Genomic DNA, 25,412 nt, shown 5'->3' on the forward strand with positions numbered 1-25,412 from the left:
CGCCTAGTAACTGGCGTTGGCGTCGGCGTCGGCGGCGCCGGCCGGCTTGAGCGCGAGCTTGAAGGCAGCGGCGGTGACGCCGTCGGCCTTGACGGCGACGGCCTGCTCGGCCGTGGCGCCGCCGACGGCGTGGTAATGCCAAGCCTTGAGCACGTATTTGCCGGCCGCCGGCAGCTCGATCACGGCCGCGCCGGCGGCGTCGGTCTTGGCGAAGTACGGCGTGTCGACGACCTTGATGTAGGCGAGCATCTTGTCGTGGATATTACAACCGAGCACGACGGTGCCGGCCTTGTCGAACACCTGCGGGCTGGCCGCCACGCCCGAATACAGTTTCTGGTCGAATTTCTTGGCCGGCGAAAAGGAATAAATGTGGTGGCGCACCTTGTCGTTATTCGGGAAGCTGACGCTGCTGCCGGTTTGCACCACGCTCACCAACGGCGCGAATTTCAAGCCCTTTTGCTCGATCGAAGCCGGCCGCGGCGGCCTGGCCGCGGCGCCGTCGGCCTCGGCGTACACCACCACGTCGGCCAGCGGCAGGCCGGCGCCGTCCCTCACCTGCACCGCGATCCCGGCAGCGGAGGCGGAGGCGGAGGCGGCCGCCAGCAGGGCGGCCAACACGGTCGTGCGACGAAGCGTTGCGGAGATAGTCATGCTGTAATCCTGGCGAGTGGGGTGGTCGGGCGGCGCGGCGAAGACGACCTTGCCGGTGGGCCTATTGTAGCCCCTGCGAAATCTTCCCCAAAGAAGATTTAGGTGCCGGGCAGTATTTCCTTTGAGAAAAAATAACTGCATTTCATTAAGATGTCACATACCGGCATTAGAATTGGCAATATGACCATGGCCCCAGGGCCGTGCCGACCGCCCAGCACCGCCACCAGACCGCCGCCGTGAACTCTACCTTGCCGCTCGCCCTCTTCGCCCACCTGCCCGCCGCGCCGGCGCCACCTTCGAAGGCCGTGCATTTGCGGGCGGTGCCGGCGCCGCCGGCGCTCGCGGAACCGACTTCGGAGGACGACATGTTGCGTGAACAATTACTCGACATTATTGCGACGCGCCATCTGAGCGCCTTGTTCCAGCCCATCATCCAGATGCAAAGCGGCGACGTCATCGGTTACGAGGGCTTGATACGCGGGCCGTCCGACAGCCCGCTGCACGCGCCGATGAAGCTGTTCAAGGTGGCGCGCGCCAACGGCTTGACGCTGGAAGTGGAGCACCTGTGCCGCCAGGTGGTGCTGGAGCGCTTCGCCGAACTGGATCTGCCGGGCAAGCTATTTCTCAACGTCAGCCCGGAGTGCCTGCTGCTGCGCCACGACCGCCACGGCCACACGCTCGATTACATCGCCCGCATCGGCATCAACCCGGCGCGCGTGATCATCGAGCTGACCGAAAACCAGCCGACCTACGATTACGAGTTGATGCGCGAGGCGGTACTGCACTACCGCAAGATGGGCTTCCAGATCGCCATCGACGACCTCGGCGAGGGCTTTTCCAGCCTGCGCCTGTGGTCCGAGCTGCGCCCCGAGTACGTCAAGATCGACATGCATTTCATCCAGGGCATCAACCACGACCCGGTCAAGCTGCAGTTCGTGCGCTCGATCCAGGAAATCGCCGAACAGTCGGACACGCTGGTGATCGCCGAGGGCATCGAAACGCAGGCCGAGTTGCTGGTGCTGCGCGACCTTGGCGTCGCCTTCGGCCAGGGCTACCACCTGGGGCGGCCGCACGCGGCGCCGGCCAGCGCCGTGCCGGCCGCGGTGCGCAAGGCGCTGGGCGGCAACGGCGTGGCGGTGTACCCGCAACGCAGCGGAATCGAGAAGAACGCCGTGACTATTTTTAAACTGTTACAACAGGTGCCGGCGGTGTCGCCGGCGCTCAGCAACAACGAGGTCTACGAGTTGTTCCTGCGCGAACCCAAGCTGTTGATCATCCCGGTGGTCGACGCCGGCGTGCCGCTGGGGCTGATCAGCCGCTTCGACATGATCGACCATTTCGCCCGGCCCTACCAGCGCGAGCTGTACGGCAAGAAGCCGTGTACGCTGTTCATGGACGCCAACTCCTTGATCGCCGACAAGGACACCAGCCTGCAGGACCTGAGCTTCAGCATGGTCCAGGGCGACGCCCACCACCTGTTCAACGGCTTCATCATCACCGAGCACGGCCGCTACCTGGGCATGGGCCGCGGCCACGACCTGATGCGCGAGATCACGCAGATGCAGATCCACGCGGCGCGCTACGCCAATCCGCTGACGCAGTTGCCGGGCAACGTGCCGATCAACGAGCATATCGAGCGCTTGCTGGAAAGCGACAGCCGCTTCTGGGTCTGCTATTGCGACCTCGACCACTTCAAGCCCTTCAACGACGTCTACGGCTACCGCCGCGGCGACGACGTGATCCAGCTGTGCGGCGACATCCTCAGCCGGCACTGCGACGCCAACCGCGACTTCATCGGGCACATCGGCGGCGACGACTTCATGATCCTGTTCCAGAGCGAGGATTGGGAGGCGCGCTGCCACGCCATGCTGGCGCAGTTCGGCGCCGCCATCGACGACTTCTATAGCATCGACGACCGCGAGCGCGGCGGCTACCTCAGCGAAGACCGCCAGGGCATGAAGGTGTTTTGCTCGCTGATCGGCTTGTCGCTGGGCGTCATCAAGGTCGAACCGCGCCAGTACCACACCCACCACCAGATCGCCACGGCCGCCGCCGAGGCCAAGAAGCAGGCCAAGAAAATCCACGGCAACAGCCTGTTCCTCGACCGCCGCCAGGAGCCGCAGGGGCAGCCGCGCCGGCCGGTCTGATCGCGGCTAACCGGGGTGGCGGCCGTCAGCCCCGGTGCGCCTGGCGCCACTGCCGCGTCAAATCCAGCGCCGAACCGATTTCCGCCGCCGTCATTCTGCCGGCGAGCACGCCGCGGTTGCTGTTGGCCGTCTCGTCGCCGGCCTCCGCCGCCAGAGAAATCCACATATAGGAACGCACCGGATCGCGCTCGACGCCGCGGCCGCTGTTGTACATGCCGCCCAGATTGTACTGGGCCAGCGCATGGCCCTGCTCGGCGGCGCGGCAGTACCAGCGCACCGCCAGCGCGTCGTCCTGGGGCACGCCGTGGCCGTTGGCGTACATCACGCCGAGGTTGTTTTGCGCGCTGGCGTCGCCCTGGTCGGCGGCGATCCGATACCAGTGCACCGCGCGCTCGTCGTCCTTGTCAACGCCCTGGCCGTTGGCGTAAATGACGCCGAGGTTGAACTGCGCGTTCGGCGCGCCCTGCTCGGCCGCCTTGCGATACCACGTCAGCGCCTGTTGCAGATCGCGCTCGACGCCGCGGCCGGCCGCGTACATGCCGCCGAGATTGTATTGCGCCAGCACGTGGCCGTGCACGGCGGCCCGGCTGTACCACGAGAACGCCTTGACCTCGTCCTTGTCGACGCCCTGCCCCTTGGACAGCATGACACCCAGGTTGAACTGGGCGTCGGCGTCGCCCTGCTCGGCGGCGCGCGACAACCACGCATAGGCGCGCAACTGGTCCGGCGCCACGCCCAGGCCCTCGGCGTAGGCGACGCCGACCTGGCGCTGCGCGACGGCGGCGCCCTGGGCGGCGGCCTGGCGGAACCACGCCAGCGCCTGTTCGTCGCTCTGCGCCACGCCTTGTCCGTGCTTGTAGACCAGCCCCAGGTTGAGCTGGGCGGTGGCGTCGCCTTGCAGCGCGGCCTTGCGGAACCAGGCCAGCGCCAGGGCGGTGTTTTGCTTGGCGCCCAGCCCGCGCGCGTAGGCCTCGCCCAGCAGCGACTGGGCGCTGGCGATGCCCTGTTCGGAGGCGCGGTAGAACCAGGCCAGCGCCAGCGAGTCGCTTTGCGGCACGCCGCGGCCCTTTTTATACATCTGGCCGAGGTTTTGCTGGGCCGACGCGTCGCCTTGCCGGGCCGCGCGGCGGAACCAGAACACCGCTTCCTTGTCGCTCTGGGCCACGCCGCGGCCGTTGTAATACATGGAGCCCAGGTGGTTCTGCGCGAAGGCCAGGCCTTGCAGGGCCGCCAGGCGCAGCCAGATGAAGGCGCGCTCGTCGTCGCGGGCGATACCCTCGCCCTTTTTGTACATCAAACCAAGGTTGAATTGCGCGTAAGCGTTACCCTGCTCGGCCGCCGTCCGAAACCAGACGTAAGCCTGGTAGTTTTCCTTGGCGGTCTGTCGATTGTTCATGCTCGTCCCCGGCACTCAAATCAGCGTTGAACCGGACCAATGCCGGGCCTTCACCGGCACCTGGAACAGCCCCGGCCGGCGAATTTGGTCATACCTAAATATGTTGTTCAAATTATAAAACTTGGTTCGGCGGGGGCGTTTGACACGACTCAATGTTGATGACAAAATGTCATTTTATGGTTGAGTTCGCCAACAGATATTTCCCGTTGGATTTAAATGCGAAAAAACCCGCGGCGATCGCTCGCCGCGGGTTCTCTGTGATGCGCCGGCGCCGGGTAAACCGGCTACAGCAACGGCCCTAGCTTCGCTTCAGCGCGGACGCGCCGGTTTCGGGCCGAAGGCGTACACCAGCGTGGCCAGCAGCGTCAGGCACCAGACGATCAGCGCGCCGGACGGCAGGTCCAGCACGGTCGACAGCACCAGCCCGCTCAGGTAGCCGGCGGCGCCGACGCCGTAGGCCAGCGGCAGGCGCTGGCCGGTCGGATAATGCCGCACCGCCAGGCTGGGCACGATCAAACTCGTAAACACCAGATACACGCCGACCAATTGCACCGAGGCCGTGACCGCCAGCGCGAAGATCAGGTAGAACCCCAGCCGGCTCAGGCGCTCGTTGTAGAAGTACAGCACCGCGCCGACCAGCACCGTGCCGAACAGCGGCGCCAGCAGTTGTTGGTAGCGCACCCACAGGATCTGGCCGGCGAGCAAGTCCTGCAGGTGCTCGCCGCCGTGCGGATTGTGCGCCACCAGCAGCAGGCCGCCGGTCGCCGCCAGGATGAACAGCACGCCGATCTGCGCCTCCTGCACCTCGGGCCAGCGTTTTTCGGTCCAGGTCAGCAACAAGGCGCCCAGCACGGCGGCGATGCCGGCCGCCGCCTGCACCGCCCAGCCTTGCGGGTCGAGGTCGCCCGAGCCGGCGATGATGACGCCCAGCGCGGCGATCTGGGCGATCGCCAGATCGATGAAGACGATGCCGCGCTTGAGCACTTGCGCGCCCAGTGGAATATGCGTCGCGAGCACCAGCAGGCCGGCCACGAAGGCCGGCAAGATGATCATCAGATCGATCTGGCCCAGCATCACTTGGCCGCCTCCAGCAGGCGTTGCACGGTGCTGTCGAAGAAGCCGAACAAGTCCTTGCTCCTGTCGTCGGCGCCCACGGTGAACGGCAACACCACGGCCGGAATGCCGGCCCGCTCGGACAGCCATTGCGAGGCGCGGCCGTCTTGGTAGGCGGCGCGCAGCACCATCTTGGCCGGTTGGCGCTGCAACTGCGCCAGCAGCGCCGACAGGTGCGCCGCGCTCGGTTCGACGCCCGGCTTGGGTTCCAGCGTGCCGACCTGGCGCAGGCCGAGCCAGCCCATCAGGTACTCCATGTTTTTATGGTGTTCGACGACGGCCAGCGACTTCAACGGCGCGGCCTGCTTTTCCCATTTCAGCGTGGCGGCGCTCCAGCGCGCCGAAAAGTCCTTCAGGCGCGACTGGTACTCGGCGGCGTTGGCCGGATCCACCTCGGCCAGGCGCTTGCCCAGCGCGGCGGCGACCAGCGCGATGTTGTGCGGGTTTTGCTGGATGTGCGGGTTGCCGGCCGCGTGCACGTCGCCCTCGCTGCGGTCGACCTTGCCGGGTATGTCGAGCCGCGGCACCACGGCGCCGGCCTCGAAGTTGCCGGGCTGGCCGGGGGCGATCTTGGCGTTGCCCGATTGCTGCAGCAGCACCGGCAACCAGCCCACCTCCAGCTCCAGGCCGGTGCACACCAGCAAGTCGGCGTTGCGGGTGCGGGCGATCAGGCTGGGGCGCGCTTCGACCCGGTGCGGGTCTTGCAGGGCGGTGGTGGCGCTGCCCACTTTCACCTTGTCGCCGCCCAGTTCCTTGCTCAGCGCCTCCCACTCCGGCTCGCAGGCCAGCACGTTGATGGCGGCGTGCGCCGACAGCGGCGCCAGCGCGGCGCCGGCCAGCGCGGCGGCCAGCCAGGTTTTGTTGAATGTCGTATGCATTGCCAACTCCTTAGAAAGCGTGGGCCGCGTGCGTGCCCAGGCTCATGATGTACTGAAGGAAAATCTGCTTATCGACGACACCCGGACGCGTCTTGTCGCGCGCCAATTGCAGGCGCAGGCGTGAAAACTCGGACGGGCTGTAGTCGAACATCAGGCTGGCGCGCGACGGCGCGTACGCGTCGAGGATCGGCACGTTGGCCAGCGTCAGCTCGCCATCGAGGTCGCGGCGGCCGGACGACAGGCGGTCGTAGCGCAGGCCGGTGCGCCAGTTCGGCATGAACTGGTAGACGCCCTGCAGATACCAGCCGGACTGGGCGCTGCGATAGGCGGCGGCGCCGGCGTCGGCGACGTCCAGGCTGCCGCTTTCCTTGTTGCGGAAGTACTCGCCCTGCAGCTTGAAGTTGCTCACGGTCGAATTGCCGTTCGGCGCCCATTTATAGATGGCGTCGGCGATCCACATGGACGACTTGCCGCTAAAGCTGGACAAGTCGTCGATGGCGCGTTCGGTCGCGCCGGTGTGCAGGTAGGAGACGCCGGCGCGGTAGCTCGACGAGGCGCCGATGTCGTCGCCGACGTGGGCGAACAGCGAGGTGGCGCCAACGCCGTTCTTGTTGCGCTCGTTGCCGGGGAAACCGCCGCCGGCGGACACTTCCATGCCCAGTTCGACGAACTGGTCGGTCGGCGCCAGCCACTTCGCCTGCACGCCGTCGGCCTTGTACTGGCCGCCGAAGAAGGCCTGGTAGGCCAGCGGCGCGTCGACGAAGTCCCAGGTATGGGCGTGTTGCGAGTTCAGGTAGCCGACCGAGGACAGGAAGCGGCCGGCGCGCACGTTCACGCCGTTCGCCAGCGCGCGGGTCTGGACGAAGGCTTCCTCGACTGCGGCCTCGTTCTCGCCGCTGAGGGCGAACGTCAGCTGGCCGGCGAAGCGCGGATCGATATTCGCCGACAGCGTCAGTTCCGACTCGCCCAGGCTGAAGCCGCGCTTGCCGGGGCCGACCTCGCCGCCGGACGGCAGGAAGCCTTGCAGGCGGAAATCGGCCGGGCTGTGCGACAGGCGTGACATCGTGCCGCCCAGAACCAGCGCGACGTTCGGATTGAAGATGTTGCTGGCGGCGGCAGGGTTGGCGGCGCGCGCGTCGACCGGCGCCGGGGCGGCGGCCGGGGCCACGGCGTTGGCGGCGACGGCCTGGGCCTGCTGCAAGCGCAGCTCCAGCGCTTGCAGGCGCGCCTCGTAGGATTCCTTCATGACGCGAATCTGGTCGCGGATCTCGCCCAGCTCTGTATCGCTGGCGGCGGCGGCGACGCCCGGCGTGGAAAACGACACGGCCAGGGCGGCCGCGAGTACGGTGTATTTGAACATGAAAATCCTGCCTAAATGGGATAGATATGGCAAGCCCGCGCGCGGCAAAGCGCGCACCAGGCTGCGGCAATAACTGACAATCAGGCGAGGACGGGTGGCGCGCGGGACTGGAACACGCACACGGTGCGCAGGCAAGTGGTCGGCGTGGCGTAGGCGATGTCGGCCGCGGCGGCGGCATGGCTGGCGGCAACGGCGTGCGCCGGCGTGCCGAGCGCGGAGCCGATCTGGGCGAAGGCCAGGCACTGGGCGCAGCTCTGGTCGGGCGCCAGCGACTTGGCGGCGGCGCGCTGGTGCTGTGCGCCGCCCTGCTCGACGCGGCGGGCGTCGGTCCAATGCGACATGCCGTGCGACAGCCCCATCTGCTGGGAAAGTACCAGCAGAAGCGACAACAAGGCATAGGCAAGGGAGCGGCGTAATCTCACGGCGGATCGGATCGGGGTTGCATCGATGGCAGCATTGTAATGCCGACGGCGGAATTGCGGCGGATATTTGTGCGCGGCCGCTAACGCGCGTCAAACCAAGGGCGCAACCCTGGGTGCCAGACCCTCAGGGTCCGACTCCGGCTCGTTGCCCTTGCTTGAGCGGGACGTTAGCGGCCTGTTTGCAAAAGACCGGCTACTGCCGGCGGGCCAGCGCCTGCTTTTGCAGGAATTGCGGCACCTTGGCCGCGCTCAGCCGGTTCACCGACACCAGCAGCTCCGGGTCGACGCCGGCGATGCCGTATGCCTGGCCGAGGTGGCGGCCGATGTGGATCAGCACCTGCGCCGCCACTTCCGCGTCCGACTCGGCCCTGTGGGCGGCGCTGTTGAAGCGGATGCCGAGCTGGCCCGACAGCAGGCCCAGCTTGTAGCTGGCCAAGCCGGGAAAGACCCGGCGCGACAGTTTCAGCGAGCACACTAGCCCGCGGTGCGCCGGCGTCAGGCCGAGCCGGCCGCTTTCGGCCTGCAGGAATTTTTCATCGAAGCTGGCGTTGTGCGCCGACAGGGCGTCGCCGCCGATGAACTCCAGTAGGCGCGGCAACACCTGCGCCACCGGCGGCGCGCCGTCCACCATCGCCTGGGTGATGCCGGTCAGGCCGGTGATGAACGAGGGGATGCGGGCGTTGCAGTTGATTAGCGAGACGTAGCGGTCGACCACCTGGCCGCCGACGATGCGCAGCGCCGCCACTTCGGTGACGCGGTCGCCCATGTCGGGCGACAGGCCGGTCGTTTCAAAGTCGATCATGACGATCGGTTTTTCAAACACGTTCATGGGCGTTTCCGCTTTCGCTGTGGGTGGTGACGATGGTGGGGATGGTGGCGATGGTGACGAGCTGGCAGCCTAGCCGAATTTGCGCACGGCGTCGAGCGCCAGGCCGGCGCCGATGCTGCCGAACAGGTCGCCCTCGACGCGCCGCGCCGACGGCACCAGCGCGGCGATCTGCTCGCGCAGCAGGCGCACGCCGCTCGATCCGCCGGTGAAGAAGACGGTGTCGACCGCCTGCGGCGCCACGCCGGCGTCGCGCAACAGGTTCAGCACGGTCTGCTCGACCGAGGTGCACAGGTGGCCGATGGCGTCGTTGAACTGGCCGCGCCGCAAGGTCAGCGTGTGCGCCGGCGACAGGCGGTCGAGTTCCAGTTGGACCTCGGCGGCGTCGGACAGGGCGATCTTGCCCTCCTCCACCTTCATTGCCAGCCAGTGGCCGGCGCGCTGGTCGATCAACTTTTGCAGGCGCCCCATCTTGTCCTGCTCGCGCGCATCGCGGCAGACGTCGGCCAATTGCACCCAGATCTTCTTGGTGTAGGCTAGGTTGATGGTGTGCCAGGTGGCCAGGTTGAAGTAATAACTGGACGGCACTTCGCTGTTGTTGTTGAGCTTGCTGCCATAGCCGAGCAGCGGCATCACCGACGACAGGCTCAGGTATTTATCGAAGTCGGTGCCGCCGATGTGCACGCCGCCGGTGGCGAGGATGTCGTCGCGACGCTCGGCTTTTTTGGCGCGCTCGGGCGACAGGCGCACCAGCGAAAAGTCCGAGGTGCCACCGCCGATGTCGGCGATCAACACCAGTTCCTCGCCGGCGATCTGCGACTCGTAGTCGAACGCCGCGGCGATCGGCTCGAACTGGAAGGCGACGTTCTTGAAGCCGACCGAGTGGGCCACCTCGGCCAGCGTGTCCTGGGCCAACTGGTCGGCCGCCGGGTTGTCGTCGATGAAGAAGACCGGGCGGCCGAAGACGGCCGAATGCAATTCGCGCCCCGCCGACTGTTCGGCGCGCCGCTTGAGCTCGCCGATGAATTGCGACAGCAACAGGCGGAACGGCAGCGCGCGGCCGCCGACCTCGGTCTGGCCGTCGATCAGGCTGGTGCCCAGCAAACTTTTGAGCGAGCGCATCAAACGCCCCTCGTAACCGGCCAGATAACCGGCCAGTGCGGCACGTCCGAAGCTGACTTCTTCGTCCTCTGCGTTGAAGAATACCACCGACGGCAAGGTCGTTTTACCGTCTTCGAGAGCGAGCATGGTTGGCTGTCCCGGTCGTACCCAACCCACTGTGGAATTTGACGTGCCAAAATCGACGCCGCAAGCATTGGCCATGTCGACCCTTCACGTAATAAAGGGGCGTTATATTAACAGAAAAATTTCTGAAAATGAAGAAATTGCGCGCTTGTGCCGGGCCGCAACGATGCAGAAAAGCTTGCTCCCGATCAAAATCGGCCGCCGCCGCCAAAGATACCCTATGGAAACTGCCTGACCGCGGAGGTCGGGCGCTCCACTTTGAACCGGGGGATCATCTTGAACAGTACAGCAATGGCGGCCTGGGCCGCGGCGGCGATGACGGCGCTGGTCCTGGGCGGCTGCGGCGGCGGCGCCGCCGACCCGCAAACGAGTACCTGCTCGCTGACCAACCCGTCCGGCTGCGGCGGCAACCCGCCGACCGTGCCAGTGACGCCGCCGACGCCGCCGACGCCGACCACGCCGACCACGCCGCCCAACCCGGCCACCCAGGCGGCCACGGTCAGCCTGTTGTTTAGCAACACCGAATTGAAATCGGCCGGCGCCGCCGGCACCGAGGTCACCGTCACCGCGCTGGTGAAGAACGCCGCCAGCGCGGCGCTGCCCGGCGCCAGCATCGCCTTCAGCGCCGATTCGGGCATCCTGACGGCGGCCGACGCCGTCACCGACAAGAACGGCCAGGCCAAGGTCAAGCTGGGCATCGGCGGCTCGAACGCCAACCGCCGCATCACCGTGCTGGCCAAGGTCGGCGCGCAGAGCGGCAGCGGCACCGTCGAGGTGGTCGGCACCACCCTGGCGCTGGGCGGCCCGGTCGTCGTCAGCCAGGGCGCCAGCGCCGACTTCACCGCCACCCTGCGCGACTCGGCCGAACGCGCCATCAGCGGCGCCACGCTGACGCTCAGCGCCAAGAACGGCAACGCCCTGACGGTCAAGGGCGGCGCGCCGGCCGTCACCAACGCGCTCGGGCAGGTGGTGCTCAGCCTGAAGGGCACGCAACTGGGCGCGGAAGCGGTGTCGGTATCCGGCCTGGGCGCCAGCGTCTCGACGGCGCTCAGCGTCGAGGGTACCGATCTGCGCATCACGCCGGCCGTCGGCAGCGACGCCAACGGCGCCGAGCTGCTCAAGGAGGTGGCCACCGGCGCCTGCCAGGCGGTCGACGTGCGCTACGAAAAAGACGGCGTCGGCCAGGCCGGCATCGTCAACCTGAGCACCTCGCGCGGCCGGCTGTATGCCGACGGCGCATGCCTGCAGCAACTGTCGGGCGCGCTGACGCTGCTCAACGGCAACGCGCGCAGCTACCTGAAGTCGGGCAACGCCGGCGTCGCCAGTCTGAGCGCCGCCGTCGGCAACGGCCCCACCGCGCTCAGCCGGATTGAATTCGTCGCGCCGCTGGTGCCGTCCAGCACGCTCGCCTTGCAGGCCGAGCCGGCCGTGATCGGCAGCAACGCCGGCGCCGCCCAAACCGAACGCAGCGCATTGACCGCGGTGGTGCGCGACGGCAGCGCCGCCAACAACTTGGTCAAGGGTGCCACCGTGGTGTTCTCCATCCTAGCCGACCCCAGCGGCGGCGCGCTGGCGCAGCCGTTCAGCGTCACCACCGGCAGCGACGGCGTGGCGCGCGCGACGTACGTGGCCGGCCCGTCCGACAGCGGCACGGACGGCGTGCTGATCCAGGCGCAGATCCAGGGCATGGGTACGGCCGTCAGCGGCGCGCTGAGCAGGTTGACGGTGGCCAGGAAGGCGCTGTCGATCCAGTTCCGCACCGGCAACACCGTACTCGACTATTCGCCGTCGCTGCTGCAACAGGAGTTTTCGGTGTTGGTGTCGGACGGCGCCGGCAACGGCGTAGCCGGCGTCGACATTAGCGTGGCGGCTTGGCCGACCCACTACCGCAAGGGCTACCACCAGTTTGTGACGGACCCGCCCACGACCGCGGGCGGCGCCGTCGACCTCGACAAGGGCCAATGGCAGATGGCGCCGACGTTCTACACCTGCGCCAACGAGGACATCCTGCGCAAAGGCATCTACGAGCCGGCCTATGACCAGAACAACAACGGCGTGCTCGACCCGGGCATTCCGATTACCGTCGGCAGCAGCGGCAAGACCGACGCGCTGGGGCTGACCAAGATCGCGCTGAACTATCCGCGCGACCGCGGCCATTGGGTGAGGGTGGAACTGACGGTGCGCGGCAGCGTGGCCGGCACCGAGGCACTGGCAAGGTCGGCGCTGTGGCTGCCCGCGCTGGCGTCGGACTACGACGACCGCCGTGTTGCGCCGCCAGGCGCGACCAGTCCGTATGGCAGCGGCGCCTGCGCCAGCGCGTTCTAGCGCTAACGCCAGGTATGCCGGGGCCGGCCCGCGCCGCGCCTCTGCGGCGCGGGCCGGGCTGGCCGGTCAGCCGAACAGCTTGCCTTTCAGCAGGCTCAGCCCCTGCTGCAACAAATCGTTGTCGGGCACCTCCCCGTGCGGCGTCAGCTTGTCGATGATCTGCGGCAGCAATTGGGCCAGGCCCGTGGAGGCGTGCTCGGGTTCGATTCCGGCCTGCCGGGCGATTTGGCCGACCGCGTCCGCCCCCAGCGCGTCCTTGATCTGCTCGCCCGACACGCTCTGGTTGGCGCCCACCCCGACCCATGATGCGACTTGGTCGCCCAAGCCGCTTTCCTGGAATTTGCGCAACAGCCCGGGCAAGCCGCCGGCGCTGTCGATCAAACCCATCACACCGGTGAGCAGCGCCGATCGCGGCATCGAGTCTTGCTGCTGCGCGCCCGACGACCCCAATACCTGTCCTGCAAGTTGATCTAGCAAACCCATCATAGCTCCTTGGTGATGCTTCATCGGATACCGCGTCGCATCGATTGTACTGCAGGCGCGGCATTTTCGATGTTTGATAGTCATCAAAATGGCCCGCTCGTCCTCTAACCGGGCCATTTCTCTGCCTGCCAACCGCATCCGGGCGCCGCGGCCAGCGCGACGCCGGCCCGATTGAGCTGCCTCAATCCGGCCCGCTCCGGCGGGCGCACACTGGAGTTCGTTTTGATCCACCGCGCCGCGGCGCACATGGGAGGCAGGCATGTCAGGCAGGGGAAAAAGGATGGAAGGCGTCGATGAGCGATGAGGCCAGTGCGCTGGTACGCCACCTCGACAAGCTGCGCCGCGAAATCGACCATCACAACTATCGCTACTACGTGCTCGACCACCCGGTGATTTCGGACGCGCAATACGACCAGCTGTTTCGCGACCTGCAGACCATCGAGCTGGGCCACCCCGAGCTGCTGACGTCGGACTCCCCGACCCAGCGCGTCGGCGCGCCGCCGCGGCCCAGCTTCGGCGAAGTGCGGCACCACGTGCCGATGGCGTCGATCGCCAGCGCCTACACCGCGGCCGAGATCGAGGCTTGGGACCGGCACGTATGCCAGCATCTGGGCGCGCACGGCGACATTTCCTATACGGCCGAGCCGAAGTTCGACGGCGCCTCGGTCAGCCTGCGTTACGAGGGCGGCAAGCTGACGCTGGCCGGCACCCGCGGCGACGGCGCCACGGGCGAGGACGTTACCGCCAACGTGCGCACCATCAACAGCGTGCCGCTGCGGCTGCAAGGCAAAGACTGGCCCGACGTGCTCGAAGTGCGCGGCGAGGTATACATGCAAAAGACCGACTTCGAGCGGCTCAACGCGGCCCAGGCCGGGGCCGGCCGCACGCCCTTCGCCAACGCCCGGAACGCCGCCGCCGGCTCGCTGCGCCAGCTCGACGCCCGCGTCACCGCCGCCCGCGCGCTGGCGTTTTCGCCGTGGGGCCTGGGCCAGGCGTCTGCCGAGATCGCCCAGACCTATTCCGAGGTCACGCTGCACCTGCGCCAATGGGGCTTTCGCACCAGCGCGCTGTTCGACACCGTGCGCGGCGCCCGCGGCTGCCTCGACTACCACCGCCGCATCGCCGCCCTGCGCCAGCGCCTCGGCTACGAGGTCAATGGCGTGGTCTACAAGGTCGACGCGCTGCGCCAGCGCGAGCGGCTCGGTTTCACGGCGCGCGCGCCGCGCTGGGCCGTCGCCTACAAGTTCGCGGCGCCGACCGCCGGTCCGGCTCCCCTCGGTTAGGGACGTGCGCCCATCACGACAAAACGTGAACCTTTCAGCCAGGCAGGATGCTATCCTGAGCGTCGTCGTCCCGGTGTTCGCCAAGCGCTACCGGCCATGCTGCCACACGCCTATCCAAAAACTGCTCATGACTTGCAAGCAACTGCCCCATTTCCGCCGAGCGAACTCGCGTGACATTCCCGCGATGTCAAAGATCCGGCTAGCCGTCAGCGAAAATGTTCTGTCCAGCCTCGGTCGTATTACCGAGAAAATGTATGAAGATTATCTGGAACTGCTCGGACGAGGTTGGGTGGCGGAGGTGGATGGGATAGTCGCCGGTTTTTGCTACGCCAGCAACGCGGATGCATCGATTTGGGCGCTGTTCATCGAGCCAAGCCGCGAGGGGCGCGGACTGGGGAAGCAACTGCTCAATATGGCCGTGGACTGGCTTTTTGAGCGGGGTCACGACGTCGTCCGATTGAGCACCGGTTCGGGAACCAGAGCAGAGCGCTTTTACGCCTCCCAAGGGTGGACCCGCGAGCGAACCGAGGGGAACGATGTTTTCTACCTGCGCGGCAAGCGCCGTTAATTCAGTTTTAAGTGGCATGGGCGACAATGGCAATTTTATTTGCTAGGCAAGCATGCTAAACCTCAATATCGGCCCCTTCAACGTGCAGGTCGCGCACCTGCTGATGCTGGCCGCGCTGCTGGTCGCGGTCGTCGTCGGCAAGCTGGTCGCCCGCGGCGCCAAGCTGAACATCGGCGGCGCGCTGACCGACATGGTGCTGGCCGCGCTGCTGCTCGGCCGCGTGGTCTTTGTGGCGCTGTGGTTCGAGCTGTACCGGCGCCAGCCGTGGAGCGCCTTCGACGTCCGCGACGGCGGCCTGACGCCGTGGGCCGCCCTGGCCGGCGCCTTGGCCGTCGGCGTGTGGCACTGCTACCGCCAGCCGGCCTTGCGCCAGCCCCTGGTGGCCGCGGTCGGGGCCGGCTTGCTGGCATGGTTCTTTTCCGGTGCCAACACCATGCTGGCCGCCGCCAGGCAGCCGTTGATGCCGGCCATCGCCCTGCGTACGCTGAGCGGGCTACCGGCGACGCTACCCGGTTTGGCGCTTGGCAAACCGGCGGTGGTGAACCTGTGGGCCAGTTGGTGCGGCCCCTGTCGTCACGAAATGCCGGTATTGGCAGCGGCCCAGGCGCGCGACGCCGATATCGCCTACATCTTCGTCAACCAGGGCGAGGACGCCGGCGCCGCCGCGCCCTACCTGGGCCAACTGCAGCCGACGCTGTCGAACGTGTTGCTCGATCCGCGCGCGCAACTCGGCAAGAGCGTCGGGTCGAGCGCGCTGCCGACCACCCTGTTCTACGACGCCGGCGGAAAGCTGGTCGACCTGCATCTGGGCACGCTGTCGGAGGCAACGTTGGCCAGCCGTCTGCAGCGCCTGCGCGCGCAGCGTCCGAAATAGGAGCATGTGGGCCGAAGCGAGACGCGCTGCTCCAAGACACGGTTGTCGGGTTACGCCCGATGGGCTAGCCCGACCTACGAAAATCAGGCCAACTGAACGGCCAAATTTACAGCTTGAAGACGCTGACGGCGCGCGCCAGCTTTCCGGCCTGGTCCTGTAGGCTTTCGGCGGCGGCGGCGGCCTGCTCCACCAGCGCCGCGTTCTGCTGCGTCACGCCGTCCATTTGCACGATCGCCTGGTTGACCTGGGCAATGCCGTCGCTCTGCTCGGCCGTCGCGACGGTGATCTCGCCCATGATTTCGGTGACCCGGCGCACGCTGGCGACGACCTCGTCCATCGTGTTGCCGGCGTGGTCGACCAGCTTGCTGCCGGCGGCGACCTTGTCGACCGAGTCGCCGATCAGCGTTTTGATTTCCTTCGCCGCGGCGGCGCTGCGGTGCGCCAGGTTGCGCACCTCGGACGCCACCACGGCAAAGCCGCGTCCCTGCTCGCCGGCGCGCGCCGCCTCCACCGCCGCGTTCAACGCCAGGATGTTGGTCTGGAAGGCGATGCCGTCGATGACGCTGATGATGTCGACGATTTTTTTCGACGAATCGTTGATCGAGGCCATAGTCTGCACCACCTGGTGCACCGCCGCGCCGCTCTGCTGCGCCACCGCCGAGGCCGACGCCGCCATCTCGTTGGCCTGGCGCGCGTTGTCGGCGTTCTCGCGCACCGTGCTGGTCAGTTCCTCGATCGAAGCGGCGGTCTCCTCCAGCGAACTGGCCTGCTGCTCGGTGCGCGCGGACAGGTCGTTATTGCCCTGCGAAATTTCCGCACTGGCCCTGGCGACGTTGTCCGCGCTGGCTCGCACCTCCAGCAAAACCGCGTGGATTTTCTCGACGAAATGGTTGAAGCCGTTGCCGATGACGGCCAGCTCGTCGCTGCCGCGCACCGCCAGCTTGGCGCTCAGGTCGGCGTCGCCGCTGGCCAGGCCGGTCATCGCCTCGCCCAGGGTACGCAGGGGGCGCATCAGGCGCGACACCACCGCGATCAGGATCAAGGCCGTCGCCGCCGCGCAGATCAGGGCCACCGCCAGCGTGTACAGCAACAATTCGCGCGAGGACGCCGTCGCCACGCTTTTCGGAAAGCTCAGCCGCACGCTCCACGGCGCGATATCCGGATACACCATCAACGGTTGCAGCAAGTGGATCACACCCTGGGCGTCCTCGTATTCGTAGCTCTGGCCCTGGCGCACCCGCTCCAGGCCGGCCGCCGGCACGTCGTCGGCCTTCTTCCCAAGCAGCTCGGCCGCCGGGTGGCTGGCGTACAGGCCGCCGTTCGAGATCAGGCTCAGTTTGCCGCCCTCGATCACCTTCAGCCCCGTCAAAATCTTGCCCAGACGCGTGAGCATGAAATCGGCGCTGCCGGTGCCCTTGAACTCGCCGTTGATCATGATGGGGGCCACCAGCGAGGCCATCAGCACGCTCTTGCCGTCGACCGGATACGCATACGGTTCCGTGAAGAACACCTTGCCGGTGCGCTTGGGCACGTCGTACCAGTCGTTTGCCCCTGGCGCCGGATCGAAGACGATCGGCTCGACCTGCATCGCGCCGGTGCTGCTGCGCGTCCAGTACGGCATGAAGCGGCCGCTGGCGTCGTACAAGGGCTTCTGGCCGGCGAACTCGGCGTCCTTGCCGTCCAGGGCGTTGGCTTCCCACGTCACGGCCGCGCCGACCAGGTCGTCGGAACCGGCCAGCGTCGCCTTGACCATTTCGTTGATCTGCTCGCGTTGCAACGTCTGGTTGCCGGCCTTGGTCGCGCGCATCGCGCCGGCCAGATTGATCACCGCCGCCAGGTTCGAGCCGATCCGGCTTTGCAAGGCCCCGGCCACCTCGCGCGCCGAGGTGCGCGCCAGTTCCATCGCCGCCGCCTCGGCGGCGCTGCTGCTCTTGATGCCGATCACCACCGCCGTCATCGCCAGGCTCAACACAACCAGCGCGGTGGCCGCCACACAAATCTTGCTCTTGAGCGAAAGCGGCAGGCCAGCGAAGGCCGGCGTACCGGGCAGGCGTTTGATGGAATTATTCATGGTCGGCGTTCCTTTGTGCATGCGGGCGTTGCGGTCAACGTCGCTGAGTGTATTGTCACTGCCGGCGCGCATCCGCCGCCGGCGAATTTAGAACGTTTTGGTCAAGGAAACGACCAGCGTGCCGCTGGCCGGATTCGACGTCTCGATCACCCCGGCGGAATTCGCAATCCCGAGCGTATAGGCGTCGTAGGCGTCGCTCGCCCCTTTCGCCCGGGTATACGCGGCGGTAGCGGTCCAGCCGCCATCGAAAGCCTTGCTGAGGCCGACCTTGACGTCACGCCAATTCCAGATGTCGTTGCCGGCGCCGGCGACGCGGCCGTTGCCCGCATGCAGAATCAGGGTATAGCCGGAACCGAGGTCGACGTTGGCGCCCGCGTCCAGATAGCCGGTGCCGCGCGCATGCTTGATGCCGAAGAAATCCTGGGTGACGGTGTAGTAGTACTTGGCGTACAAAAAGCGGTAGCTCAGGCCGAGGGCAAACTCGCCGTAGTCGTATTTCGTCGCCGTCGCGCGGTATTCGGCGCCGGGATAATTGTAGTAGTACAGCATGCCGCTGTAGCCGACATCGCCGAGCGTACCGGCGTAGCCGCCATATACGTCCCATTCCAACGTGGCGTTTTCGGCAAAGCGATTGCTGACGGTGGACAACCAGGTGCCGAGCGACCAGCCGCTTGGGTGGGCATAGTCGAGACCGCCTTGCAGCGCTGGCTTGCCCCAGGTCTGGCGGAAGCCCCGCGACACGTACTGCGACGCCACGGTGACGTTCGCGGTAAAGGATGGCGCGGGCGCGGCGGCGGGCGCCGACTTGCCGTCCGCGTCCACCGTTTGGGCCTGCGCGGCGACGGCGCACAGGCTAAAGCAGAACGGCACCCAACACTGACTTGAAAAATAGTTCACGTTCACCCCTCCAATTTTAAAAACTGTAACAAACAGCTCTACGACGCCAAGTCGAGCGCGTTCGAATGAAAACAATTTGCCGGCGGGGTCGTGGCCGTGGAAAGCATTCCTTATCAACTTCGTTGCCGAGAAAATAACCTCAGGGCAACATTGTCAATTCATGGTAGGCCAGATCGGCGGGAAAAGTCAAACGCTGTCAACCAATTGCGTCAATATACGCAACGATGTCCGGCGTGCGCCGGCGGGGCGCGCCAGGTTGACACTTGAAATGTTGTCAAGTCGCCTCTTTTGGCGCAAGCTGAAACCCTCCGCCGCAAGGCGCGCCGCGAAATGATACGATGAAGATGAATCGAATGGCAGGGCCGCCGGCAACCGTCCTGCGCCGGACCGGGCCATGAACGGCCCACTGGGCAGCTACAGCGAAGTCGTCTTCCGGCTGTTTTCAGCCTTGTTGATCGGCTGCATTGTCGGTCTCGACCGCGATCTGCACGGCAAGCCAACCGGTATGAAGACCATGGGCCTGGTGTCGCTGGGCGCCTCGTTGGTGACGATGGCCAGCATGGATTTTTCCCTGACGCATGGCGGCCACAGCGCCGACGCCGTCAGCCGCACCATCCAAGGCGTGATTACAGGCATCGGTTTCCTCGGCGCGGGCGTGATTGTGCACGACCGCAACACCGAGCATATCCGCGGCCTGACGACGGCCGCGTCGATCTGGGTCACCGCCGCCCTCGGCATCGTGTGCGGCATCGGCTCCTGGCAAATCGCCGCCATTGCCATGGGCATGGTGCTACTGCTGTTTTTCGTCGGCCGGCCACTGGAAAAAATGCTGCACACAATGTGGCTCAGCAAAAGCAGCGAAGAGCGCGACGAAATATCCAAGGGCGACGAATGAGCGCGCCGGCGGCGCTGCCGCGCTGAGTCTACGCGGCAGGCGGAAGATTGCGCAGGTCCACGCAGGCCTCGTCGCCAAAGCGCGCCGACAGCACATAGTCGACAAACTGCCGTGCCGCCTCGGCGGGGCTGGCCAGCTCCCGGTTCGCCTTCATCGCCTCGAAGCGGGGCCGGTTGGGGAACGCCTCGATGCTGGCGTCGCGGATTTCGGCCTGCATCGCGGTGTCGATGACGCCCGGCGCAATGCTCGCAACGCTCAAGCCCGGCACCGCGTCGAGCTGCAGCGCCCGCGCATGGTGGTCGAGCGCGGCCTTGCCGGCCCCGTATATACTCCAGCCGGCATAGGCGCTGCGCCCGGCGCCGCTGGACACATGCGCGACGCGGCGTTCGCCACAAGCAGCCGTCGCGGCGACGAAGCCGTCGGTCAGCATCAACGGCGCGGTGACATTGATCGCCACCGCGTAGCGGATGGCGTCCGCGCCCTGCCGCCCCGGCGCGCCCATCGGCGCAAGTTGCCCGGCGTTGTTCACCAACAACACCCGCGCCGCGCCGGCCGCGAAGCGCCCGAGTTGACCCTCGTCCAGCCAGCGGGCCAACGCCGGGCTGTCGGCCAAATCCATCGCCACCTCGGTCAGGCCGGGGTAACGGCGCGCCAAATCCCGATTGCCGTCTCGCGCAATCGCCAACACGGCAAAGCCCCGCTCCAGCAAGCGTTCGGCAATCGCCGCGCCCAATCCCCGGCTGTGCCCGGTGATGAGCGCCCGGTCCCTACTTTCTGTCTTAGCCACATGCTCGTCCATATGTTTCTCCTGGTACTGCTTGGTGCGGCCACTACTTTGTGGCACGACTTCAATTAACGTTCCCTCGCGCAGACGCGCGTCGACGACGAACCGATAGGTCTGGCATATCCCCGCGCCCTGCTCGGCCACGTCGCCCATGTGGTCGAATTGCCGCGCCATTCCCATTTTTCAATAACAAATGAATTGCCAGCCAGGCCGTTTATCTGCCCCGCAGGCATAAGTATAGTGGCAACTGTTATTGATCACCGGGCAAAATCCGGCCTCGGCGCCGGGCGTGGCGGACGCACTCCTGGCGAGGCTCAAAGCCGGCGCTCGATAACACACAGTGCCGGACGCGCCGCAGCCCTGGTATTTCTACCGGCTCAGTCCCGCCACCGCGACGCCAGACGCACAGTCCAATACCACTTCAAAGCCAATTCCAATTGGTATGGCTACGTCCAGCATCCGCAGGGGCGTGACCGACCGCCCCCCATCTCCACCGGTATTGTTTTCAATAATATTGCCGAAACCACTAGACGCTACACTGGCGCGCGCCGACACTTGCTGCTCATCAAACCGCGCCTCAGGTGCTTGGGCGCGCGATGGGAATCGACCGGCCGCGCTTGCGGCCGTTTGCCAACATGGCGGCGTGCGGTGGCACGTCCCAACGGACGGATGTATTCATGACGAAGACGATCGGTAGCGCAACTTTTGCCCTCATCCGGCGCCCTTTGCTGCCGATGGCAACGTTCACCGACTGGCACGCCAGCGCCGGCGCCGAGCAGTTCGTCATCGACCAATACCTTGACCCGCTGCTGGAGGAGGCCCTGTACATCGCCAGCGCCGCCTTGCATGGGCGGCTGCTGCAATTGCGCGGAAGCGGCGCCGCCCTGGAGGGCACGGAGCGCAGGAGCGCGCTCGTCAGCCTGAGCAAATTCCTCAGCCGCGCGGCATTCCGCTGCACCCCGTTCGGTCTGTTCGCCCAGGTCCAGTACGCCCGCGTTGACGCGGCCGCAGCGCCGGCGTCCCCGCGCGCCATCCGCCGCGGCATCCACCTCGACGCCGGGGTCGAAGCGCGTCTGCTCGAAGCGGCCCTGAAGGACCACGACTGGCGCGCCACCCTGTGCTGGCAAATCAGCAGCACCGCGCACGTCGTCGGCGCCCACCTGGCCTATGTCGACTGGATTTACCAGGACAACGGACAGCGCAACTACCGCGCCATCGAGCTGGCCATGAACGAGGGCCTGGCGCTGCTCAAGCAACGCTGCCAGGAGCCGCAGCCATTCGAGCAACTGTGCGCAGCGCTGGTCGGCGAGCTGGAAGTGGACGCCGACGAGGCGCGCCAGTTCCTGCACCAGAGCATCGACCGGCGCCTGCTACTACCGCAGCTGGCGGCGACGGCGGCCAGCGGCTGCTCGCTGGACCGGTTGCTGTCCGCTGGCGCGCCGCATCCCGCTACCGCCACGCTGCGCGCGGTGCAGCGCCAACTGCACGCACTGCGCGCCCATGCCGCCAGCCCGGCCGCGCTGGTACCCCACTACCAAGCCTTGCAGGCCACCGTCGAAACCCAGGTCGACGCCGCCCACCTCAAACATGGCGCCGTCCAAGTCGACTCGATCGACGACGCCAACGCCAGCATCGAGCCGGCCGTCGCCGAACGCATCGCCGTGGCGGCGCAAATGCTGGCGCGCCACACGGCGCGCCGGCGCGGCGCGCTGGACGACTACAAGCGCCTGTTCCGCGAACGCTTCGAGGACCGCGAAGTGAACCTGGCCTACGCCCTGCATTCCGAGCTGGGCATCCCCTTCCCCGCCAAGGGCGCGCTGGGCTCGCCCCTGCTCGACGGCTTGAGACTGGCGCCGGAGGCGCCGCCGGAGAGCGCCGCGCCACTGCTGAACGCCTTCGACAAACTGCTCGTCGAGCGCTTGTTCGAGGCGGCCGCCAGCGGCCAGTCGAGCATCGTCATCAGCGCCGCCGACCTGGCCGCACTGCCGGCGCCGACGCCCTCGCCGCATCTGCTGGCCGAGGGTTTGTACGCGCATGTCAGCGTGCTGCCGGGCGCCGACGGCGCGCCGCCGCCGATCCAGTTGCACGGCGTCGACGGCCGCAACGGCCTGGAAATGCTGGGCCGCTTCTGCCACCTGAGCGACCAGCTGGGCGCCGCCGCGCGCCAGTACAGCGACAGCGGCGCGCGCGACGACGCGGCAATCTACGCCGAAATCATCCACCACCCGCAAGACCGCCTGCTCAACATCCTGCGCCGCCCGCGTCTGGGCACGCACGACATCGTCTTCGCCGGCGCCAGCGAGCTGCCGCGCGATCGGCAGCTGTGGATGGAAGACCTCACCGTGCAACTGGTCGGCGAGCGCTTCGTGCTGCGCGAGCGCGACAGCGGCCGCCAGGTCATCGCGCGCCTGACCAGCGCCCACAACTACAGCGCGCGCCAGCTCGGCACCTACCAGTTCCTGTGCCAACTGCAGGACGACGACGCGGCCTGGATCGGCTTCCACTGGCCGCACGCCACGCGCCACCTGCCGCGCCTGCCGCGCGTCGAAGTGGCCGGCCTGATCGTCGCGCGCGCCCAATGGACCTTGAAAAAGGACGACATCGAGGCGCTCAACCGGGCGCTGGTCGGCCACGCGCTGCCGCACTGGCGCAACGCGCGTCGCCTGCCGCGCTTCGTCACCATCGACCAGGGCGACAACCGCCTGCCGATCGACCTGGACAATCCAGCCTCGGCCTACATGCTGCTCGACGAAATCATCAAGCTGCCCAGCGCGACGGTGCAGGAATGCCTGGCCCTGAACTTGGCGCTGGAGCACGCCGGCATGTCGCTGCATAACCAGGAATGGGTGTTGCCGCTGAACCTGGCGCGCGCCGACCCGCCGGCGCGCAAGCCGGCCGCGGCGCCCGCCGCCCGCCCGCCGCGGCAACTGCAACGCGAAGGCCAGGTCTGCGCCGCGCTGGACGACTGGGCCTACCTGCGCATCTATACCGGTAGCGGCCATGCCGACCGGGTGCTGCGCGACGTCGTCATGCCGGCCATGCAGGCCGCTGTGGCGGCCGGCGCCATCGAACGCTGGTTTTTCGTCCGCTACCAGGACCGCTTCGAGCACCTGCGCCTGCGCTTTCACGGCCGCCGCCACGACGCCCTGCTGCACACCCTGGCGGGGCTGCACCGGGACTTGGAACGCGCGCGCGCCGACGGCTTGCTGTGGCGCGTCGTCGGCGACCACTATGTGCCGGAAACGCAGCGCTATGGCGGCGCGCCGGCGATGGCGCTGTGCGAACAGCTGTTCCGTATCGACTCCGACGACATGCGCGTGCTGCTCGATATCGAGTCGGCGCTGGCCGACAGCGCCGCCGCGGACGCGCCGCCGCGCTGGTTGTTCGCACTCGCCTCGCTCGACGCCTACGCGCTGCGCCTGTGTCCCGAGCACGCCGAACGCGAACGCATGCTCGACACCCTGGCCGCCGATTTCCTCAACGAGCAGGCGCCCGGCGCGGCCCGCTCGCAGGCGCTGGTGGCCCTCGGCGGGCGCTTCCGCGACATGCGCAAGGAGCTCGACGGCCTGCGCCACGACAGCGGCCCGCTGGCGCGCTGGCAGGCGCACCTGCACAGCCGCGCGGCCGAGCGCGACACGCTGATCGGCGCCCTGCGCGCGCAGCTGGCGCGGGAACGGCAGGCGCGCCACGAAGACGTCTGGCACAGCCTGCTGCACATGCACTGCAACCGCCTGGCGCCGAGCGAACCGCGACGCCACGAAGTGGTGCTGTACGACTTCGCCCGACGCCTTGAGCGCGCGCGCCAGGCCCAGCGCCGCGGCGCGGCGGCGGCCGCCGGAGCGAGCGCGTGACTCTGCCGATGCCGATGCCACGGCCGCCGCAAGCGCTGCGCCAGCACCTCATGCGCAGCGTACTGGCGCGGCTGGCCGCCAGCGTCGCCGGCGCATGGGACAACCCGTCCTACGCCAGTGGCGCGGCCGGCCACCTGCTGGCCATGGCCGTGCTGGCCGAGCGCTGCCCAGACGCCCGGCTCGACGTCGCGCTGATGGAAGACTGCGTGCAGCGCCTGCTCGGCGCCATTCCGCAACTGGAGCACGGCCTGTACCAGGGCGCCGAGGGCGTGATGTACGCCGCGCTGGAGCTGGACCGCCACTTCGGCTTCGGCCTGGCGCAAGACGCCGCCTGCGACTTCGACGACTATCTGCACGACTGCCTACGCCACGAGCGCGACCTGCCGTATCGCTTCGACCTCATTAGCGGCATCAGCGGGCTGGCCGTCTACGCCGGCTACCGCGCCAGGCAGGGCGCCGACCCGGCCGCGCTGCACGCGGCGCTCGACCGGCTGGGCGCCATGGCCAGCCGCGACGAGCGCGGCGCCAGCTGGTTCACGCCGCCGGCCTGGGTGCATGGCCTGCCGATGGGGCAAGCCTACCCGCTCGGCTGCGTCGACATGGGCGTCGCCCACGGCCAGGCCGGCGTGCTGGCCACGCTCGGCTATGCGCTCGCCGGCATGCCGGCGCCGCACGCCGGCGCACGCGCACTGCTGACCGAAGCTCTGGCCTTCCTGCGCCATCACGAACACACGGGCCAAAAGTCGCACTTCGGCGTCGTCGCCGGCGACGCCGACGGGGCGCGCTGCGCCTGGTGCTACGGCGACCTGGGCATGGCGGGCGCGCTGCGCCTGGCCGCCGCGGCGTTGGCCGCGCCGGCGCTGGACGACTGGGCCGACCGACTGCTGCACAGCATGCGCCGGCGTCCGCTCGGCGAACTCGGCTTCGTCGACCCGTGGTTGTGCCACGGCAGCGCCGGCGCCGGCTGGCTGCTGCGCCAGCTCGGCGGCGATAGCGCCGACCTGGCCGACATGGCCGCCGCCTGCGACGCGCTGCACCTGCACGAGGGCGCCGGCGGCGTCGTCGCGCGCCTCGAACAGGCGCCGCAGTTAAGCCTGCTCGAAGGCATGGCCGGCGTCGCGCTGGCTTGCGCGCACGTCGACGGCAGGCCGCCCGCGCTGCACTGGTCGCTGCCGCTGCTGGCCGGACGCAACGCCCTCGCCCCCCCTATTCATCCTCGATGAGGAAAGCATTGCAAGCCTGTTTGCAATACCTGTTAGCGGACCAGCAGGTTGAAAAATGGTCCTTTTTTGAAAGCAGTCAATGTCTACAAATAGCAAACTCAAGCTGAACACGACGTCCTT

20 protein-coding genes are annotated in these 25,412 nt (G+C 67.4%); 8 read left to right on the top strand and 12 right to left on the bottom strand.

Features of this window, described 5'->3' with window-relative positions; all coding sequences use genetic code 11:
- Window positions 1-3: 3 nt before the first annotated feature.
- A complete protein-coding gene (locus tag ACFDR9_RS00935; protein WP_051068235.1) occupies window positions 4-651 on the bottom strand; it encodes a methylamine utilization protein in 648 nt (215 codons plus the stop codon).
- Between the two features lie 365 nt (window positions 652-1,016).
- Here ACFDR9_RS00935 and ACFDR9_RS00940 point away from each other — a divergent pair, with 365 nt between their 5' ends.
- Window positions 1,017-2,798, top strand: a complete 1,782-nt coding sequence (locus ACFDR9_RS00940) for a GGDEF domain-containing protein (RefSeq protein WP_035788306.1) — start codon at window positions 1,017-1,019, stop codon at window positions 2,796-2,798.
- 25 nt (window positions 2,799-2,823) lie between these two features.
- Here ACFDR9_RS00940 and ACFDR9_RS00945 read toward each other — a convergent pair whose 3' ends face one another.
- From ACFDR9_RS00945 to ACFDR9_RS00975, 7 genes are all read right to left on the bottom strand, one after another.
- Window positions 2,824-4,194, bottom strand: coding sequence for a tetratricopeptide repeat protein (locus tag ACFDR9_RS00945; protein ID WP_409029760.1), 1,371 nt, complete (start codon window positions 4,192-4,194; stop codon window positions 2,824-2,826).
- A gap of 309 nt (window positions 4,195-4,503) precedes the next feature.
- Window positions 4,504-5,268: a metal ABC transporter permease gene (locus tag ACFDR9_RS00950; protein ID WP_409029761.1), complete on the bottom strand. Its 765-nt coding sequence runs from the start codon at window positions 5,266-5,268 to the stop codon at window positions 4,504-4,506.
- Complete coding sequence (locus tag ACFDR9_RS00955; RefSeq protein ID WP_017875694.1) at window positions 5,268-6,185, bottom strand: metal ABC transporter solute-binding protein, Zn/Mn family; 918 nt, start codon at window positions 6,183-6,185, stop codon at window positions 5,268-5,270. The genes ACFDR9_RS00950 and ACFDR9_RS00955 overlap by 1 nt, the downstream gene beginning before the upstream one ends.
- A 10-nt stretch (window positions 6,186-6,195) precedes the next feature.
- Complete coding sequence (locus tag ACFDR9_RS00960) at window positions 6,196-7,545, bottom strand: hypothetical protein (protein WP_409029762.1); 1,350 nt, start codon at window positions 7,543-7,545, stop codon at window positions 6,196-6,198.
- A gap of 80 nt (window positions 7,546-7,625) precedes the next feature.
- Window positions 7,626-7,937, bottom strand: a complete 312-nt coding sequence (locus tag ACFDR9_RS00965) for a hypothetical protein (RefSeq protein ID WP_017875696.1) — start codon at window positions 7,935-7,937, stop codon at window positions 7,626-7,628.
- Window positions 7,938-8,160: 223 nt separating this feature from the next.
- Complete coding sequence (locus ACFDR9_RS00970) at window positions 8,161-8,796, bottom strand: PolC-type DNA polymerase III (RefSeq protein WP_409029763.1); 636 nt, start codon at window positions 8,794-8,796, stop codon at window positions 8,161-8,163.
- Window positions 8,797-8,865: 69 nt separating this feature from the next.
- The gene (locus ACFDR9_RS00975; RefSeq protein ID WP_026132651.1) at window positions 8,866-10,116 is read right to left on the bottom strand and encodes an Hsp70 family protein; all 1,251 of its coding nucleotides are present in this window, start codon (window positions 10,114-10,116) and stop codon (window positions 8,866-8,868) included.
- Between the two features lie 198 nt (window positions 10,117-10,314).
- Between ACFDR9_RS00975 and ACFDR9_RS00980 the strand changes: the two genes are divergently transcribed.
- Window positions 10,315-12,363: an Ig-like group 1 domain-containing protein gene (locus ACFDR9_RS00980; RefSeq protein ID WP_409029764.1), complete on the top strand. Its 2,049-nt coding sequence runs from the start codon at window positions 10,315-10,317 to the stop codon at window positions 12,361-12,363.
- Between the two features lie 66 nt (window positions 12,364-12,429).
- Here the strand turns inward: ACFDR9_RS00980 and ACFDR9_RS00985 are convergent, their stop codons facing one another.
- On the bottom strand, window positions 12,430-13,107 hold the full coding sequence (locus tag ACFDR9_RS00985) for a YidB family protein (RefSeq protein WP_409029765.1): 678 nt from the start codon (window positions 13,105-13,107) through the stop codon (window positions 12,430-12,432).
- A gap of 32 nt (window positions 13,108-13,139) precedes the next feature.
- Here ACFDR9_RS00985 and ligA point away from each other — a divergent pair, with 32 nt between their 5' ends.
- Genes ligA through ACFDR9_RS01000 form a run of 3 tightly spaced genes read left to right on the top strand, consistent with a single transcriptional unit; the run spans window position 13,140 to window position 15,571 of the window.
- Complete coding sequence (ligA, locus tag ACFDR9_RS00990; protein WP_409029766.1) at window positions 13,140-14,129, top strand: NAD-dependent DNA ligase LigA; 990 nt, start codon at window positions 13,140-13,142, stop codon at window positions 14,127-14,129.
- A gap of 25 nt (window positions 14,130-14,154) precedes the next feature.
- Entirely contained in the window at window positions 14,155-14,697 is a 543-nt protein-coding gene (locus ACFDR9_RS00995; protein ID WP_409029767.1) for a GNAT family N-acetyltransferase, read from the top strand.
- 52 nt (window positions 14,698-14,749) lie between these two features.
- Window positions 14,750-15,571, top strand: coding sequence for a TlpA disulfide reductase family protein (locus ACFDR9_RS01000; RefSeq protein WP_017875703.1), 822 nt, complete (start codon window positions 14,750-14,752; stop codon window positions 15,569-15,571).
- A 106-nt stretch (window positions 15,572-15,677) separates the two neighbouring features.
- Here ACFDR9_RS01000 and ACFDR9_RS01005 read toward each other — a convergent pair whose 3' ends face one another.
- The gene (locus ACFDR9_RS01005) at window positions 15,678-17,642 is read right to left on the bottom strand and encodes a methyl-accepting chemotaxis protein (protein ID WP_157406487.1); all 1,965 of its coding nucleotides are present in this window, start codon (window positions 17,640-17,642) and stop codon (window positions 15,678-15,680) included.
- 87 nt (window positions 17,643-17,729) lie between these two features.
- Entirely contained in the window at window positions 17,730-18,539 is an 810-nt protein-coding gene (locus ACFDR9_RS01010; RefSeq protein WP_409029768.1) for a TorF family putative porin, read from the bottom strand.
- Window positions 18,540-18,933: 394 nt separating this feature from the next.
- On the opposite strand from ACFDR9_RS01010, the gene ACFDR9_RS01015 reads away from it, so the two are divergent.
- A complete protein-coding gene (locus tag ACFDR9_RS01015) occupies window positions 18,934-19,434 on the top strand; it encodes an MgtC/SapB family protein (RefSeq protein ID WP_409029769.1) in 501 nt (166 codons plus the stop codon).
- 28 nt (window positions 19,435-19,462) lie between these two features.
- Here the strand turns inward: ACFDR9_RS01015 and ACFDR9_RS01020 are convergent, their stop codons facing one another.
- Complete coding sequence (locus ACFDR9_RS01020) at window positions 19,463-20,398, bottom strand: SDR family oxidoreductase (protein ID WP_409029770.1); 936 nt, start codon at window positions 20,396-20,398, stop codon at window positions 19,463-19,465.
- A 497-nt stretch (window positions 20,399-20,895) separates the two neighbouring features.
- On the opposite strand from ACFDR9_RS01020, the gene ACFDR9_RS01025 reads away from it, so the two are divergent.
- Both ACFDR9_RS01025 and ACFDR9_RS01030 read left to right on the top strand, forming a co-directional pair.
- On the top strand, window positions 20,896-24,069 hold the full coding sequence (locus ACFDR9_RS01025; protein WP_409029771.1) for a lantibiotic dehydratase: 3,174 nt from the start codon (window positions 20,896-20,898) through the stop codon (window positions 24,067-24,069).
- Window positions 24,066-25,292: a lanthionine synthetase LanC family protein gene (locus ACFDR9_RS01030; RefSeq protein WP_409029772.1), complete on the top strand. Its 1,227-nt coding sequence runs from the start codon at window positions 24,066-24,068 to the stop codon at window positions 25,290-25,292. Before ACFDR9_RS01025 ends, ACFDR9_RS01030 begins: the two co-directional genes overlap by 4 nt.
- Window positions 25,293-25,412: the final 120 nt, after the last annotated feature.

It is taken from the genome of Janthinobacterium sp. CG_23.3 (assembly GCF_046115965.1).
Taxonomy (GTDB): Bacteria; Pseudomonadota; Gammaproteobacteria; order Burkholderiales; family Burkholderiaceae_D; genus Janthinobacterium.

Bases quoted from the DNA above. Each gene is read 5' to 3' on its own strand.
- ACFDR9_RS00935 (WP_051068235.1), bottom strand. From the start codon at position 651: ATGACTATCTCCGCAACGCTTCGTCGCACGACCGTGTTGGCCGCCCTG.
- ACFDR9_RS00940 (WP_035788306.1), top strand. From the start codon at position 1,017: ATGTTGCGTGAACAATTACTCGACATTATTGCGACGCGCCATCTGAGC.
- ACFDR9_RS00945 (WP_409029760.1), bottom strand. From the start codon at position 4,194: ATGAACAATCGACAGACCGCCAAGGAAAACTACCAGGCTTACGTCTGG.
- ACFDR9_RS00950 (WP_409029761.1), bottom strand. From the start codon at position 5,268: ATGCTGGGCCAGATCGATCTGATGATCATCTTGCCGGCCTTCGTGGCC.
- ACFDR9_RS00955 (WP_017875694.1), bottom strand. From the start codon at position 6,185: ATGCATACGACATTCAACAAAACCTGGCTGGCCGCCGCGCTGGCCGGC.
- ACFDR9_RS00960 (WP_409029762.1), bottom strand. From the start codon at position 7,545: ATGTTCAAATACACCGTACTCGCGGCCGCCCTGGCCGTGTCGTTTTCC.
- ACFDR9_RS00970 (WP_409029763.1), bottom strand. From the start codon at position 8,796: ATGAACGTGTTTGAAAAACCGATCGTCATGATCGACTTTGAAACGACC.
- ACFDR9_RS00975 (WP_026132651.1), bottom strand. From the start codon at position 10,116: ATGGCCAATGCTTGCGGCGTCGATTTTGGCACGTCAAATTCCACAGTG.
- ACFDR9_RS00985 (WP_409029765.1), bottom strand. From the start codon at position 13,107: ATGCCTGCCTCCCATGTGCGCCGCGGCGCGGTGGATCAAAACGAACTC.
- ligA (WP_409029766.1), top strand. From the start codon at position 13,140: ATGAGCGATGAGGCCAGTGCGCTGGTACGCCACCTCGACAAGCTGCGC.
- ACFDR9_RS01000 (WP_017875703.1), top strand. From the start codon at position 14,750: ATGCTAAACCTCAATATCGGCCCCTTCAACGTGCAGGTCGCGCACCTG.
- ACFDR9_RS01005 (WP_157406487.1), bottom strand. From the start codon at position 17,642: ATGAATAATTCCATCAAACGCCTGCCCGGTACGCCGGCCTTCGCTGGC.
- ACFDR9_RS01015 (WP_409029769.1), top strand. From the start codon at position 18,934: ATGAACGGCCCACTGGGCAGCTACAGCGAAGTCGTCTTCCGGCTGTTT.
- ACFDR9_RS01020 (WP_409029770.1), bottom strand. From the start codon at position 20,398: ATGGGAATGGCGCGGCAATTCGACCACATGGGCGACGTGGCCGAGCAG.
- ACFDR9_RS01025 (WP_409029771.1), top strand. From the start codon at position 20,896: ATGACGAAGACGATCGGTAGCGCAACTTTTGCCCTCATCCGGCGCCCT.